The organism is Rhizobium sp. 11_C7_N12_5, from assembly GCF_051811145.1.
Classification (GTDB): Bacteria; Pseudomonadota; Alphaproteobacteria; order Rhizobiales; family Rhizobiaceae; genus Rhizobium; species Rhizobium lusitanum.
Genome location: NZ_JBPWPY010000003.1, coordinates 125,206 through 140,246 on the forward strand (window position 1 = coordinate 125,206; position 15,041 = coordinate 140,246).

The following is a 15,041-nucleotide window of genomic DNA, read 5'->3' on the forward strand; positions in this document are numbered from 1 at the left end:
ATGTCGATAGTCAACCAAGGGGGAAACAGCCGTGAGATCGTCGATGCCTCACAATGAGACGCGAGCCATCTCCAGCGGAGAACCCGAACCGAAGGGATGGCTTGGTCTCGCGTTCATCCTGCCGGGTCTTCTGTTCATCGTCGTACTTTTCCTCGTCCCCCTGGTGATGACTATCTGGATGAGCTTCTACAATTGGCCGCTTCTTGGCCGGACCAAATTCATCGGCCTTGCCAATTATGCCGAGCTTATGGGCGACGTCCAACTCTGGCATTCCCTGGGTTTCACGCTGCTCTATACCGTGCTGGTGACTGCTGCGATCTTCCTGGTGGCTTTCCCGCTCGCGCTGCTTGTCGACCGGCCGCTTCGCATCGCCGGCTTCTTCCGCACGATCTATTTCATGCCCGTCGTCATCGGGTTCGGGGCCGCATCGACATTGTGGATGTGGCTGCTCAATCCAGACAGCGGCGTCTTCGCGCAGCTGCTGCGGGGAGTGGGGCTTATCGACAGTGCCCCGAGGCCGCTGCAAAGCTTCTGGTCGGCACTTGGTGTCGTCATTCTGATGGTCGTCTGGAAGACGGCGGGCTTCACCATGATCATCCTGCTGACAGGTCTGCAGAGCATATCTGATGATGTGATCGAGGCCGCCAAGATCGACGGTGCCAATGTCTGGAGCCGGTTCCGCCGGATCACGTTGCCGCTGATGCGAAATTCGGTGGTGCTGGCGCTCGTGCTGAACGTGACCTCGTCGATGCTGGCCTTCGACCAGTTCTTCATCATCACCCAGGGCGGGCCGGAGAACAGCACGATCTCGGCGGTGTTCTCGATTTATCTCGCGTCGTTCTCGTCATATCGCCTGGGTTACGGTTCGGCGATCTCGTTCGCGCTTCTCGTCGTCCTCGTAGCGATCAGCACGATACAGTTCGTCTTTCTTCGCCAGCGTCCGGAGGAAGGCTAATGCACCGGCTAAACTACAAGCTTGCGCCCAAGCCTGCGGGCGAGCGGCTCGGCCATCTCGTCTTCATTCTCGTGGCTCTTGTCTTTGCCGTCTTTTTTGTCATGCCGATCGTGTGGTCCTTCGCGAATTCCTTCAAGCCTGCGGCCGAGGCGCTTGCCAATCCGGCGGCGCTATTCTCGAAGACCTTCTCGCTGGAGAACTACCGCCGCCTCGAGCATGTCGGAGCCGGATGGTACGTCTATGCCGGCAATTCGGTGCTGATCGCCACCGGAACGGTGCTGTTGACGGTGCTGATATCGGTTCCGGCGGGGTACGGCTTTTCGAAATTCCGCTTTCCGGGGCAATCCGCGCTCTTCGTGCTGATCATGGCGACGATGATGATCCCGTTCCAATCGATCCTCACGCCGCTCTTCCTGATCCTGAAGGCCTTGCGGCTGCAGAACAATCTCTTTGGACTGGTGCTGATCTATGTGACGTTCCAGCTGCCCTTTTCCGTCTTCATGATGCGCAATGCCTTCGATGCGGTGCCAAAGGCGTTGATCGAGGCGGCGCGGATCGACGGCGCTTCGCAGGCGACGATTTTGCGGCGGATCATGTTGCCGATCGCATTGCCCGGGGTTGCGACGATCGCCATGTTTGCCTTCCTGAACTCATGGAACGAGTTCCTGGCGGCGCTGATTTTTCTTTCCGATCAGAACAAGTTCACCCTGCCGATCATGCTGGTCAATGTTTCCTCGGGCATTTACGGCATCATCGATTGGGGCGCGCTGCAGGCCGGCATTGCCGTGACAATGGTCCCCTGCATCCTGCTCTTTCTTCTCTTGCAACGATACTACGTGCGCGGCCTGACGGCTGGCGCCGTGAAATGACAGCGGTCGTTCCGCTGAAGGAGTTGTCATGTCCAGTTCACCTCGCGTTCAACCGGCACCGCTCACAGGCCTCAAGTGTTATCTGCCTGCCGATCATTCCAGCGTCGTCTTCGATGGCGGCTTCTGGCAGGGCTGGAGCGAAACGGTGCGCAACGTCACCATTCCCACCCAGCACAAGCGGCTGGAGGAAGAGGGCTTCCTGGAAGTGCTCGATTTTGACAGGCCCGCCGGACCGCTCGTCCGCCCGATCCAGCCGAGTGGCCTGTCGATGCAGCACTTTTTCGATTCCGACTTTGGCAAATGGATCGAGGCTGCTAGCTACACGCTGAAGGCCCATCCCAACGCCGAGATCGAGGCGAAGATCGACGATATCGTTGCCAAGCTCGAACAAGGTCAGATGGCGGATGGCTATCTCAACAGCTGGTTCATTCGCCGCGAACCGGAAAAGCGCTGGACCAATCTGCGTGACCTGCATGAAATGTATTCGATGGGCCATCTGCTCGAAGGAGCCGTCGCTTACTATGAAGCAACAGGGAAGGGCCGCTTCCTCGATGTCATGATCCGCGCCGTCGACCATATCATTGACACCTTCGGCCGGGAGCCCGGCAAGCTGAGAGGTTATGACGCCCACGAAGAAATCGAGCTCGCGCTCGTCAAGCTCTATCGGGTCACGCGCGACCCCCGGCATCTGAAGCTTGCGACCTATTTCGTCGACGAACGCGGTCAGATGCCGTCCTATTACGACGATGAGGCGCGCAACCGCGGCGAAGATCCGCAAGACTATGTCTACAAGACATACGCCTATAGCCAGGCTCACATGCCGGTGCGCGAGCAGCAACAGGTGGTCGGCCACGCGGTCCGCGCCATGTATCTCTTCTCGGCGATGGTGGATCTGGCTGTCGAGAATGGCGATCCGACGCTGAAAGAAACTTGCGAGCGCCTCTACGACAATCTCGTCGGCCGGCAGCTCTATGTGACCGGCGGCCTCGGTCCGTCCGCATCCAACGAGGGTTTTACCCGCGAATTCGATCTGCCGAACGAAACGGCCTATGCCGAGACATGCGCCGCGGTTGCACTCGGCTTCTGGAGCCACCGCATGGCCCAGATCGATCTCAACAGCAAATTCACCGACAGGTTGGAAACCGTGCTGTTCAACGGAGCCCTGTCTGGCATCTCCCGCGACGGCGAGCACTATTTCTATGAAAATGTGCTGGAGAGCCACGGGCAGCACCGCCGCTGGAAATGGCATTATTGCCCCTGCTGCCCGACGAATATCGCCCGCTTCATCACGTCACTCGGGCAGTATTTCTATTCCACCAAGGATAGTGAGCTCGCCGTTCATCTCTATGGCACCAATTCCGCTGAGCTGATGGTCGGAGACACCTTCGTTCGTCTCAAGCAGGAGACGCAATATCCCTGGGACGGCGACATCAGGTTGCAGCTCGCGCTCGAACAGCCGAGCCACTTCACCTTGCATCTGCGCATCCCTGGATGGTGCCGGAGCGCTGAGATCTTCGTCAATGGCATGGCCGTCGATCTCGGCGCATGCGTGACGAACGGTTATGCGGCGATCACAAGGGAGTGGCGGAACGGCGACGAAGTCCGCATCAGCCTGTCGATGCCGGTCGACCGCATCTACGCCCACCCGGCCGTCTCGGAAGATGGGGGACGCGTCGCATTGCGGCGCGGCCCGGTCGTCTATTGCGTCGAGGAGACCGATCTTGGCGGCGAGCCGCAGCGGCTTCGCCTGCCGGCAACGTCGGAGATTTCGGCTCGCTACGACGCAGGACTTCTCGGTGGTGCTGCAGTTCTCGAGGGCACGGCGCTCGAGGCCGAAGATGCCGGTTGGGAGAATGCGCTTTATCGCACCGCACCGCCCGCATTGAAGAAGAGGCCGTTCAAGGCGATCCCCTACCATCTCTGGGCCAATCGCGAGGCCGGAGCGATGGCGATCTGGCTGCAGGAATCATAGGAGAAAACGATGGCACGACTGGAACTGAAAAGCGTCGTCAAATCCTACGGCATCTATGAAGCCGTCCGGGGCATCAGCCTTGAAATCGAGGATAATGAATTCGTGGTTTTCGTGGGGCCGTCAGGCTGCGGAAAATCGACCACGTTGCGCATGATCGCGGGTCTCGAACATATTACGGCGGGCGATATCGTCATTGGCGACCAGGTCGTGAATCGCCTGGGGCCTGGAAAGCGCGATATCGCCATGGTGTTCCAGAACTATGCGCTCTATCCGCACATGACGGTGCGTGAAAATATCTCTTTTTGCCTGGAGCAGCAGAAGCTGGCGAAAGGCGAGATCGATGCGCGTATCGCCCGCGCTGCCGAAACGCTGCATATCGGCGAACTCCTGAGCAGGCGTCCGGGCCAGCTTTCCGGTGGCCAGCGCCAGCGCGTCGCGATGGGGCGGGCGATCGTGCGCAATCCTAAGGTCTTCCTCTTCGACGAGCCGTTGTCGAACCTCGATGCGAAGCTCCGCGTTCAGATGCGTACGGAGATCAAGCGACTGCACCAGGTACTCCCAACCACGACGGTCTATGTCACTCACGACCAGGTCGAAGCCATGACCATGGCCGACCGCGTTGTGGTGATGAATGGCGGCGCCATCGAACAGGCGGGGCCGCCGCAGGAACTCTATCACCGCCCGGTCAGCCAGTTCGTCGCCGGCTTCATCGGCTCGCCGTCGATGAATTTCCTTCCGGCGCATTTGGTTTCGAGCCGCGGGGGAGTTGCCGTCGCTCTGGCGGACGGCGCCGAGCTTCTGGTTCCCGATGCGCGCGTCAACGAGTATGCGCGCCATGCTGGAAAATCAGTCATTTTCGGTATACGGCCAGAATCGATTAGCCATCGTCAACAGCGCCCAGGCTTTGCAGACGTTGAGGCGAGGATCGATCTGGTAGAGCCTCTTGGTCCGGAGACCATGGTCTATTTTTCCATCGGCGACGCCAACCTGTGCGCCCGCATCGACCCGGAAAGCGGACCTAAGCCTCAGACGGCGATGCCACTGTCGTTCAATATGAACCAGATGCACTTGTTTGACGTGGCGACAGGCGCGACTCTCTCGCGTGGATAGATGTGATCGAACGTCACGGGCGTTGTCGCCTGCAGCTACCTGCTTGAAAGTGGGTAGTAGGGGGAGCTTGTGCTGCGATACGGTCGGCGTTCGATCGGTATCGGAAACCGCGGGACTATCGTTGCTCATTCCAGCGATGCCCAAAATTGAAATCGTCATGGATCGGCTCCTATTCCGTCAATGACGGCGCATCATACTCGATGTTTTCTGAAGCGCAGGCCATCCATAACCGACACCCCAGCGAGCAGAGGCGCTCAGCTTTTTGGGGCTCGAAATACCGCTTTCCCGCTCAAGCTTTTTGCGAGCGAGTTTGCGGACACGCCTGATACCCTCAGCCTTTTCGCGAGCACGTTTTTCGGAGGGCTTTTCAAAACGCTCCCGAAGTCGGGCCTCGCGGAAAACGCCCTCGCGCTGCAACTTCTTTTTCAAAAAACGGAGCGCTTGCTCAACGTTGTTGTCACGTACTAGAACTTCTGACGCGCCTCGTTAGATCGATGCGCATTGATGATCAAGGCTTGGAAGACCGTTTGCCAGGATTCTCTGTCGCTACTGATTTCATGTGCATGATCGCGAATGGGGCTGGAGGTAAGCTCCGAAGGCGATTACTGGGTCGTTAGTTCCTATCCTTTCAAGGAGATAGAGCTCGCATCCTATCTTGCGAGCTGTCCTCTCGAGCGTTATACTGTTTTTGAAAAAAAGTATAACGCTCGGAGTCGAGCTAATGAAGTCCATCGACCTCATGTACCAGACGATGCTCGCCGAGCTCGGTCAGCGCTCGCTCGACGCCGCATGGACAGCCGATTTCCCTCCGGAGGGTCGGTTCACCCCGGCGAACATCAAAGGGCGCAAATATTGGTACTTCGACATCCCGGACGGACACGGCGGCACGAAACGTCGTTACGTCGGTCCTGCTGAAGATCCGGTTATCGCGCAGCGCGTAGCTGATCATAAGCGGGACAAGGATGACCTACGCGCTCGCAGACGCTTGGTAAATACCCTGACACGCGACGGTGGTATGATCGCCCCTGACGCCATGTCGGGCGACATCGTTGAGGCTCTTGCCGATGGCGGTCTCTTTCGACTCCGGGGTGTTCTCATCGGGACGGTGGCCTTTCAGTGCTATTCGGGACTACTTGGCGTCCGCCTTCCCATGGCCGCGATCCTGACCGGCGATGCTGACATCGCTCAGGATTATGCCATCAGTCGGGAGGTTGAAGATAGTCTGCCGCCGATCCTTGAGCTGCTGCAGGGCGTCGACGCCAGCTTCCGTCCAGTTCCACATCGATCGGGATCCGTGGCCTCGTCGGCCTTTCAGAATGCCGAGGGCTACAGGGTTGAGTTCCTGACATCGAATCGTGGTTCGGATGAGTACGTCGACCAGCCGGCAACGATGCCTGCCCTTGGCGGCGCCAGCGCGGATCCGCTACGCTTTCTCGACTTCCTCATAAGGGAGCCCGTCAGGACAATGCTGCTCCACCGAAGCGGTGTCCCTGTCGTCGTCCCCGACCCGTCCCGGTATGCGGTCCACAAGCTCATTGTCGCCAGCCGCAGAAACACTGACGGGCAGGGGCCAGCGAAGCGAGAGAAGGACGTTCGTCAAGCTGCGCTGCTCTTTGAAGCCCTACAGCAGACAAGGCGATCTGCCGACTTGGCGCTCGTCTACAACGAAGCATGGGAGCGCGGGCCTGCGTGGCAAGAAGGTATTCGAACAGGGGCGGGAATGCTGCCGGCACAAGATGCCGAGCGGTTCAAGATGGTCCTGATCGAGGGCGCAAAAAGAAACCGCGAAGAAGTTGAACTTCCGTTTGGAGAATAGACGTGGTCAGCGGTTCGCGTCCATTTAAGACCGCCACGTCAGGGTTGAAAATTGGAATCCCCAACCGAACAATCAGCTCTAAGCGAGCGCTTATGCACACCTCTCTGTTCAATGCGATCGACCAGAGCTGTCAACCATGGGCGAGTGCCGGACATCTAGCATATGCCAAGCCCGCCGTCGGTTTATCCAATGAGATGATTCTTTTGGGGCCAACCCGTCCAGATGCTACGGGTTGGAGGCGCGAATTCGCCATGGCGGATTGATCCGATTTTGTCCGGCAAAATAGAGAAGTATGCGGTTTCCGCCAGGGTCAAACAACTCTGCTTCGCGCCACAACCAGCTTTGATCTTGGGGCGGCGACGAAAAGGTTATGCCCGCGGCAACGAGGTTTTCGTACTGAGTATCAACGTCATCGCATTCGAAATAGATCGTGGTGCCATTGCCAGCCGCTTCGCCCTTATGTAGCGAAAAAGTGCTGTCGCCGTCAGGGCAAATAAATCGAACATAGTTGGGTCTCGCATCCACGATGGGAACAAGACCGAGTGCGCAGTAGAAACGCCATCCTTCATCCAGATCGGGCATAGTCACAGTGACTTGGTTAAGGTTCATCGCAATCTCCAGACGCGCGAGAAGCTATTTCCAAATGGGTGCTAATAGCAACCTATACAAAGAACATTGAAGGGTAGAGATCCTGGCCTAGAGGGCAACGGGTCCCGCCAAGCGAAGTTATATGCCCGCCCCGCTTTTGCCTCACAACCAGGATAACAGTGGCATATCCGCTGTCGCTTGTGATTACGGATTTCAATGAAGCACCAAGCCAACAACTTTTTATCGCCTTCCAGGCTCCCTCGGGCACCAAAAGAGTGTGATACACAACAGGGCTAAGGTCCAGAATGAAAGACCGGCACCTATAGCTAGACTTTGGGCCTCCGATGACGCCAGGGTTCAAGGTCCGCGCCAGAACGCATCCTGCCCCTGTCGGCGCCATAGGGAGGCAATCTTGCTTTCCTGGCTAAACCCAGTTGAACGTCGAGGTCGATCAGAACGCCGAGCTTGAGGCCGCGAAGCTCAAATCTTCAGTTTTACGTCAGCCAATGGGACTATTTGCCCAAAAGAGACACGTTGCGGCTGTGTGCGCATCGCGGTGCATTTGGAGAGTTGAAATTGAATCTTGTTCTTCGGCGCTCGTTGCCTCTAGCACCAACGCACGGACATGGGTCAAGCGGTCTTGACTATCGCCGGGATGTCGATGGTCTCCGGGCTCTGGCTATTATTCCGGTGGTTCTGTACCACGTGGGCGTACCCGGCTTCGGCGGCGGTTTCGTCGGCGTCGACGTATTTTTCGTCATCTCTGGTTTCCTGATGGCATCGCTGATTTCCAGCGAGATCGCAAAGGGCGAGTTCAGTCTCGTTCGATTCTATGAGCGCCGTATCCGCCGGATTTTCCCGGCATTGTTTACTGTCCTGGCCACTTCCTCGATCGCGGCTTGGTTTCTGCTGATGCCAGCCGAATTTGTCTACTTCGCCCGCAGTTTGAAGGCGGCCGCCCTGTTCACCTCGAATATCCAGTTCGAAAAGGAAAGCGGATATTTCGACATCGGCGCGCAGATGAAGCCGCTGCTGCACACCTGGTCTCTTGCTGTCGAAGAGCAGTTCTACATCCTGTTTCCCTTGCTGTTGCTGCTGATCAACCGATTTGCGCGACGGCGTGCTAGGCTCATCGTGACAGGCTTGCTGGCCGTATCGTTGGTCGCTTGCACTTGGATGCTATTTCGGTCGCAGGCCGAGGCATTCTATCTCCTTCAGTTTCGCGCCTGGGAACTCCTCCTTGGGGCGCTGCTGGCCCTCAATGCAATACCGGTGCCGCAGCAGTCGGCGCTGCGGGCAGGGCTGGGCCTGGGTGGCATCCTCCTGGTAGCCATTGCCATATTCGGCTTCAGCGACCAGACGCTGTTTCCCGGCCCGGCGGCGCTGCTGCCTTGCCTCGGCGCGGCCTTGATTATCCATGGCCGAGACGAGACGGGGCCTGCGGGCAGATTCCTGCAATCCCGACCATTGGTTTTTGTGGGGCTGATCTCCTACTCCCTTTATCTCTGGCACTGGCCGATCATCGTATTCAGCCGGGAGGTCGCGGGACGCCAGCTTTCCCTGCTGCAGGGCAGTTTGATCGTTATCGCATCGCTCGTTCTCGCCACCATCTCTTGGCGTTTCGTGGAGCAGCCGTTCCGTGGACGCGCCAGCTTTGTGAAGCGCATACCCATGTTCGCAAGCGCCGCGGGGGTCCTGATCGCTTCAGTCGGATTGGGAGACTATGTTGCTCATCATCGCGGTGTGCCGGATCGGCTACCCGCGGATGCCCGGACGGTATACGCTTCCACGTACGATCAAAGCCGTTTCAGCCTACCGCCGTGTTTTGCCGACTCCGATAAATCCGGGCCCTCTGTGGCAGATATTAATGCAGGCAAGCTCTGTCCGCTCGGTTTCGAAGGCCCTGCCAAACCATCTTTTGTCGTCTGGGGCGATTCCCATTCCGGCGCGATGGCACCGGCCATCGATGCGGCTGCGAAACTGGTTGGGATCAGCGGCCTCTTTGCAGGACATTCGTCGTGCCCTCCTTTGCCGGGTGTTCAGCTCACACCTCGGGGCGATGCCGGGCTCTGCGGCGACTTCAATGGAGCAGTGCACGATCTGATTGCGGCACAACATATTCCGCTGGTTTTCCTGGTGGCCTACTGGCCCAAATATGTCCACGATGCCGAGTTGCCGAACGAGGGGCCTTACTTCGACCCGTCGGTGCCGCCTCCGTTGGACGACCGATCAGCATCCGTCGTCGAAACGCTGGATCGCCTGATGGCGGAGCTGACCAAGCAGGGAACGAGGGTCGTGCTGGTCTCGGATGTTCCGGAGATGGGGCGGTACATGCCTGAGGCCGTCGCCAAGGCGATAATGCGAGGCACATCGACGGACGTCGCGCCGCCGTTGGACTATATCGAGAAGCGGCAGGCGCTTTCGCACGCGATCCTGACACGTCTGGCGGCACGATATGGAGCTGCGCTCATCGACCCTCTTCCCTCTCTCTGTAGCAATGGTCGTTGCGATGCGGTGCGAAACGGCCTGCCGCTCTATAAGGATGCCGACCACCTGACGGCAACGTTTGCAGCAACCCTCAGTCCGCTCTACGTCCCCGTCCTCTCCGAAGCTCGTCGATAGCGGAGAATGATCTGCGCTGGTCGTTGATGACCGGTCAACGATGGTCGTCATCCCGCAGGCTGAAAGTGTCAGATGAGACCAATCATCGACCACGGAAAACGCGACCGCGCCGGCCTTCGGGTTGCCACGACCCTCGCTGAGTCAGCGGCGAATTCGTTCGTCGCCAAGCGGAGGGTGAAAAAAGCAACAAATGCCCTAGAATCGGTGGATGCGCAGTCCCAGTACTTTCTCCGACAGGACGACGATGAACAAGGTCAGCACGATGGATACCGTTGAAACTGCTGCTGCCTCCGGTGTGAAGTTTGTGCGCAGATAATCGTAGAGCTGGATTGGAAGCGTGGCGGTGCCGACATTCTTCAGCATGAAGGATATCGTGAACGTGTCGAAGGATATGATGAAGGCGAACAGGCATCCGCCAATCACGCCTGGCTTGATCAGCGGCAGCATGATGCGGCGAAACCGCGTCAGTGGTCCCGCGCCAAGGCTCTTGGCCGCCAGGCTCCAGGACGGTTCGTAGGACTCCATGGCTGCCGAAACGTTGATGAAGACGAAGGGAAGGGTAATGAGGCAATGGCCGATGATCATCGCTGCGATCGTTCGTGTGCCCATGCCGATCGAATAGACGAAGAACAACAGCGAGATGGCCGTCAGCACTTCCGGCAGCAGCAGCGGCAGGAGCATGGCGAGGCGGATGCTTTCCTTCCAGCGTCCGGCGTGCTGGACATAGAAGATCGCCGCCATTGTGCCGATGATCGAGGAGATCACTGTCGAGACCGCGGCCACCCAGAGCGATGTCTTGATGGCGTTGAGGAAGACCTCGTTGTGAAAGAACACCACATACCAGCGAAATGAAAGTCCCTGTGGCGGGAACGTCAGGAAGGCGCCAGCATTGAAAGAGGCGCCGACGACCACGAGGATCGGCAGCAACAGAAAGGCATAGATCAGCAGGCAATAGCCGGTGAGGAGGTGCCTGGCCATCAGTTCGCCTTCCATTTCATGCGGGTGAGCCTGGCAAACAGCATCACCACCATAGCCCCGGTTAGAGACAGCATCAGTGCCATGGCCGAGCCGAAGGGCCATTGAAACGTATCGATAAGGGCGTCGACCACGCTGACGGCCATCGTCTTTACGCGCAGGCCGCCGATCAAGGACGGGGTGACGTAGGCGCTGAGCGATAGGACAAAGACCAGTATGCAGCCGGCCTGTATGCCCGGCATCGCCAGCGGCAGAACAATTCTTCGAAAGGCGGTGATGCGTCCAGCACCAAGCGACCGGGCGGCCGCTTCGATTGAAGGGTCTATCCCCTGCAGCGCGCTCATGAGCGGCAGGATCATGAAGGGCAGGAAGACGTGCACCAGCGCGATCACGATCCCAAGGGAGTTATACATCAGGGCAAGCGGGCGATCGATCAGGCCGAAGCCGATCAGCGTGCGGTTTATCATGCCGTTATTGCCGAGTAGTATCGTCCAGCCATAGCTGCGGATGACGATGCCGACGAGAAGCGGTGAGAGCACGAGGCCATAGGCCAGGCCGCGAAAACGCATTTGGGTCTTCGCAAGCTGCCAGGCGACGGGGAAGCCGAGGACAAGGCAGACAAAGGTGGTGATGAAGCCGATCACCAACGTATTTGCGGTCTGCTCCAGATAAAAGCTGTCGGCAAAGAGCCTGAGATAGTTTGAGAGGGTGAAGCCGGGCGCATAGGGCGTGCCGCTCCCCGGATTGCGCAGGCTCATGACCACGATGTTGATGTACGGCAATACCAGGAAGACACCGAGCAGCAGAACAGCTGGGGCGATCAGGGCAAAGGGCTTCAGAGATTTCGCTCGAAGGCTCATGCGGCAGCTCCGAGCGCCCAGAAGCGATCGCCATCGACCTTGACGGTGACACGGTCGCCCGGAGAGAAACGGCTGCGAGGGAAGGTCTGGACATTGATGGTGTCGCCACTGTCGAGCGCCAGCAGATAGTCGATCAGGCTGCCCGAATAGTAGCTCGCAGTGACGGTGGCCGGTACGCCTGCCTGCCCCGCACTTTCGGGAAACAGCTCGACGGCCTCGGGCCGCAGCACCAGCGTCACGGCCCCATCGGGCGACCTTGGAGCATTGAAGATCCTGACCGTACCGAGTGCTGTATCGATGACCGAAATACTGTTGGCGTCGGTGGAGAGCAGCCGACCGGACAGGATGTTGACCTGCCCCACGAATTGCGCGACTTCGAGGCTGGCCGGCCGATCGTAGATATCGGCTGGCGCGCCATACTGGGCGATCTGCCCGCCAAACATGACCACGACACGATCCGACATGGTCATAGCCTCCGCCTGATCGTGGGTCACGTAAACAGTGGTGATGCCAACACGCTTCTGAAGATCGCGGATAAAGATGCGCATCTCCTCGCGCAGCTTGGCGTCGAGGTTGGCAAGCGGCTCGTCGAGAAGGAGAATTCGGGGCTCGATCACCAGCGCTCGAGCAAGGGCGACGCGTTGTTGCTGTCCGCCGGAAAGCTGGCGCGGATAGCGGTCGGCATATCCGGAGAGCTGTACCATGTCGAGAACACGCGCCGTGCGCTCGGCGATTTCGCGCTTCGGTCTGCGGCGCATCTCCAGTCCGAACGCCAGGTTCTGCGCGACGGTCATATGCGGAAACAGGGCGTAGTTCTGGAAGACCATGCCAATGTCGCGTTTTTCGGCAGGCACATGCACGACGTCCTGCCCATCGAAACGGATCGCGCCTGATGTGGCGTCCTCGAAGCCGGCTATCATTTTCAGCGTAGTTGTCTTGCCGCAGCCGGAAGGGCCAAGAAGGGAGATAAACTCACCCTTTGCGATTTTCACGGAGATGCCGTTGACCGCAAGAGATGCTCCATAGTGCTTGGTCAGCGCTTCGATGCTCACCTCTGTCATGATCGATCTTCCAAATTCTGTCGGCGGCGACCGCGTCCATGCCACCATGTCGGGAGAGGGGCCGGACCGCCTAAAGGCGGGCCGGCGCATAGCGAGGGGATCGTCAGGGCGCGCCTAGCGCATGACCTTTGCCCAGGTCTCCGAGAACTCGGCCTGCTTTTGGTTCATGAAGTTCCAGTCCCATGTCAGGATCTTGTCCATGGCCTCGCCCGAGATCGGCACGTCCTTTTGCAGGTCGGCCGGGACCACCACCTTGGAATTGGTGGGGGAGACGAAGAACTGCTTCATGAGCGGTATCTGCCCCTCCGGAGAAAGCAGGAAGTCGGCATATTGGTAGGCGAGTTCCTTTTCCGGGGCATGGGCAAGGATATTCAGCGTCTGGTCGAACATCAGCATGCCCTCTTCGGGAACGACGACATCGATCGGCAGCCCCTGGGATCGCAAGCGCGCCACCTCGCCGAAGTCGAAGGGCGCAACGACGAATTCGCCGGCTGCAAGGCCCGTCGACAGATTGAAATCCGCCTGTATGACGGGGCCGAGCTTTTCCAGCGCCTTGAAGCCGGCATCGATGTCGTATTGATCCTTGCCGAAGATTTTCGATGCCAGCATCAGCTCCATCTTGCCGGCCGTATTGGCGAAGTTGTAGAGGCCAATGCGACCCTTGAACTCCGGGTTTTCCCAGAGATCCTTCCATCCCTTCGGCGGGGTTTTGACCATATCGGTTCGGTAGGCGATGCCGATCGGCGAGACCATGGCCACGGCACCCCAGCCATCCGTCTTCTTCGCAAGAGGGTAGAGATCGTTGTAGTTCGACAGTTTCGTCAGATCGAGCTTCTCGAAGAAGCCTTCCTTGCGCAGGCTGGAGGCGAAGGCCTCGTTGGTCATCAGGATAGAATAGGGCGGGTTTTCAGCGCCCGCCGCCCGCAGGTTGGCGCTCCAGACACGGCCGTTGCCGGCATCGAGTGTCACTGCGGCACCGCTCTTTGCCGTGAATGCGGGTGCCAGCGTCGAGCGCCAGAATTGTTCCCAGGCACCCCCGAGCGTCGGCACCACGAGTGTCTTGCTTTGCGCGCGCGCAGGAAGGCTGATCACGCTTGCAGCGGCAAGGCTGCCCATTCCGGCAAGAAGCTGCCGCCTGTTCATGTTCATCATTTCGGTTCCCCTTGTCATGGTTATGTTTCGGTCGCTGCTGCGCTAGGCGATGTTTCGCTTCTTGCGCTCAGGACTTGCTGAAGGCTTGGCTTGTCTTCAGCGCGATATAGTCTCCGTAGGTAATCGGCGTGTATTTTGCCGGCGCCTTTGCCGCAAAGGGCGGCAGGCATTCGATGAGCGTCTCTTTCGAAGGATTGACAAAGAAGGGAATGGATTGACGCCGTGTCGTTCCCTTGAAGTCGCCGGGTGGATTGGCAACCCGATGTGGCGTCGAGAGCCATTCGTCATTGGTCCAGCGCATGAAGGCATCGGCGATATTCACGACATAGGCGCCTTCGACGTTCGGCGCATCCAGCCATTCGCCATCGCGCCTGCGGACCTGAAGCCCTCCCGGCGATGCCTCCGAGCGCAGAATGGTCATGAAGCCGTAATCGGTATGGACGCCCGCACGTAATTGGCCGGGCAGTGGGCTTTCCTGTTGTTCCGGATAGTTGATGACGCGGAGTGCTGAAAGGTGGTCGGCAAAGGCCGGCTCGAAGTAATCGGGAGCAAGCCCGATCGCCTGGCAGAATGCGCGCCGCAGATGGCCAGCGAGCATCTCCATCTCGGCAAAATAGGCGCTGAATGCGGCCTGTAATCCTTGTGGAACCATGGGCCAGACGTCACCCGGAAGGCGCGGCCCGAAATTCAGGCTTTCCTTGTAGTCACCCGGCGTCTTGATCCCAAGCGTGGCGCTCAGTGCCTCATCCGCGATGGGGGAGAAGGCGACGCCCCCCTTTAGCGAAGTTCCCCGGCCTTGTTGCTTTTTCCACTCCTGCGGTTCGTCGAAGAAATCGCGGGCAAGATTGTAAAGCCGCGCGGTTGCCTCCGTGGACACACCATGTCCGGTGATCAGGAAGAAGCCGGTTTCGCGGCAGGCGGCCTCGATCGCCTTGACCACGGCATCGCTGCCGGCGGTCCGATGGATGAAAGGCGAGATATCTATGACCGGAATGCTGTCCATATCCTGCGTTGAGGACGGGGCCATCTGCATTGTCTGATCCTTTCCGGAGTTAAATACA

At 58.8% G+C, this 15,041-nt stretch carries 12 protein-coding genes and 1 pseudogene; 6 read left to right on the forward strand and 7 right to left on the reverse strand.

Annotation, left to right across the window (positions count from 1 at the left end):
- The first annotated feature begins 43 nt into the window (after positions 1–43).
- Genes AB8B29_RS29920 through AB8B29_RS29935 form a run of 4 tightly spaced genes read left to right on the forward strand, consistent with a single transcriptional unit; the run spans position 44 to position 4,906 of the window.
- Positions 44–955 (forward strand): carbohydrate ABC transporter permease, encoded by a 912-nt coding sequence (locus AB8B29_RS29920; RefSeq protein WP_113102524.1) that lies wholly within the window; start codon positions 44–46, stop codon positions 953–955.
- Positions 955–1,824, forward strand: coding sequence for a carbohydrate ABC transporter permease (locus tag AB8B29_RS29925; RefSeq protein WP_113134165.1), 870 nt, complete (start codon positions 955–957; stop codon positions 1,822–1,824). The genes AB8B29_RS29920 and AB8B29_RS29925 overlap by 1 nt, the downstream gene beginning before the upstream one ends.
- A gap of 28 nt (positions 1,825–1,852) precedes the next feature.
- The gene (locus AB8B29_RS29930; RefSeq protein WP_113102526.1) at positions 1,853–3,796 is read left to right on the forward strand and encodes a glycoside hydrolase family 127 protein; all 1,944 of its coding nucleotides are present in this window, start codon (positions 1,853–1,855) and stop codon (positions 3,794–3,796) included.
- Positions 3,797–3,805: 9 nt separating this feature from the next.
- Positions 3,806–4,906 (forward strand): ABC transporter ATP-binding protein, encoded by a 1,101-nt coding sequence (locus AB8B29_RS29935; RefSeq protein ID WP_047640717.1) that lies wholly within the window; start codon positions 3,806–3,808, stop codon positions 4,904–4,906.
- 177 nt (positions 4,907–5,083) lie between these two features.
- On the opposite strand, the pseudogene rpsU reads toward AB8B29_RS29935, so the two are convergent.
- Positions 5,084–5,380 (reverse strand): annotated as a pseudogene (rpsU, locus tag AB8B29_RS29940) (30S ribosomal protein S21); the annotation flags it as partial.
- 247 nt (positions 5,381–5,627) lie between these two features.
- Between rpsU and AB8B29_RS29945 the strand changes: the two are divergent.
- On the forward strand, positions 5,628–6,722 hold the full coding sequence (locus AB8B29_RS29945; RefSeq protein ID WP_037199517.1) for a nucleotidyltransferase family protein: 1,095 nt from the start codon (positions 5,628–5,630) through the stop codon (positions 6,720–6,722).
- Positions 6,723–6,947: 225 nt separating this feature from the next.
- Here AB8B29_RS29945 and AB8B29_RS29950 read toward each other — a convergent pair whose 3' ends face one another.
- Complete coding sequence (locus tag AB8B29_RS29950) at positions 6,948–7,331, reverse strand: VOC family protein (protein ID WP_047640716.1); 384 nt, start codon at positions 7,329–7,331, stop codon at positions 6,948–6,950.
- A 444-nt stretch (positions 7,332–7,775) separates the two neighbouring features.
- Here AB8B29_RS29950 and AB8B29_RS29955 point away from each other — a divergent pair, with 444 nt between their 5' ends.
- Entirely contained in the window at positions 7,776–9,932 is a 2,157-nt protein-coding gene (locus tag AB8B29_RS29955; RefSeq protein ID WP_244655216.1) for an acyltransferase family protein, read from the forward strand.
- 195 nt (positions 9,933–10,127) lie between these two features.
- Here the strand turns inward: AB8B29_RS29955 and AB8B29_RS29960 are convergent, their stop codons facing one another.
- From AB8B29_RS29960 to AB8B29_RS29980, 5 genes are all read right to left on the reverse strand, one after another.
- Positions 10,128–10,910: an ABC transporter permease gene (locus AB8B29_RS29960; protein WP_037201338.1), complete on the reverse strand. Its 783-nt coding sequence runs from the start codon at positions 10,908–10,910 to the stop codon at positions 10,128–10,130.
- Positions 10,910–11,767: an ABC transporter permease gene (locus AB8B29_RS29965; RefSeq protein ID WP_037201341.1), complete on the reverse strand. Its 858-nt coding sequence runs from the start codon at positions 11,765–11,767 to the stop codon at positions 10,910–10,912. The genes AB8B29_RS29960 and AB8B29_RS29965 overlap by 1 nt, the downstream gene beginning before the upstream one ends.
- A complete protein-coding gene (locus tag AB8B29_RS29970; protein WP_047640752.1) occupies positions 11,764–12,828 on the reverse strand; it encodes an ABC transporter ATP-binding protein in 1,065 nt (354 codons plus the stop codon). The genes AB8B29_RS29965 and AB8B29_RS29970 overlap by 4 nt, the downstream gene beginning before the upstream one ends.
- 114 nt (positions 12,829–12,942) lie before the next feature.
- Positions 12,943–13,980 (reverse strand): ABC transporter substrate-binding protein, encoded by a 1,038-nt coding sequence (locus tag AB8B29_RS29975; protein WP_113102527.1) that lies wholly within the window; start codon positions 13,978–13,980, stop codon positions 12,943–12,945.
- A gap of 67 nt (positions 13,981–14,047) precedes the next feature.
- Positions 14,048–15,013: an isopenicillin N synthase family dioxygenase gene (locus AB8B29_RS29980; protein WP_047640750.1), complete on the reverse strand. Its 966-nt coding sequence runs from the start codon at positions 15,011–15,013 to the stop codon at positions 14,048–14,050.
- Between the last annotated feature and the right edge of the window lie 28 nt (positions 15,014–15,041).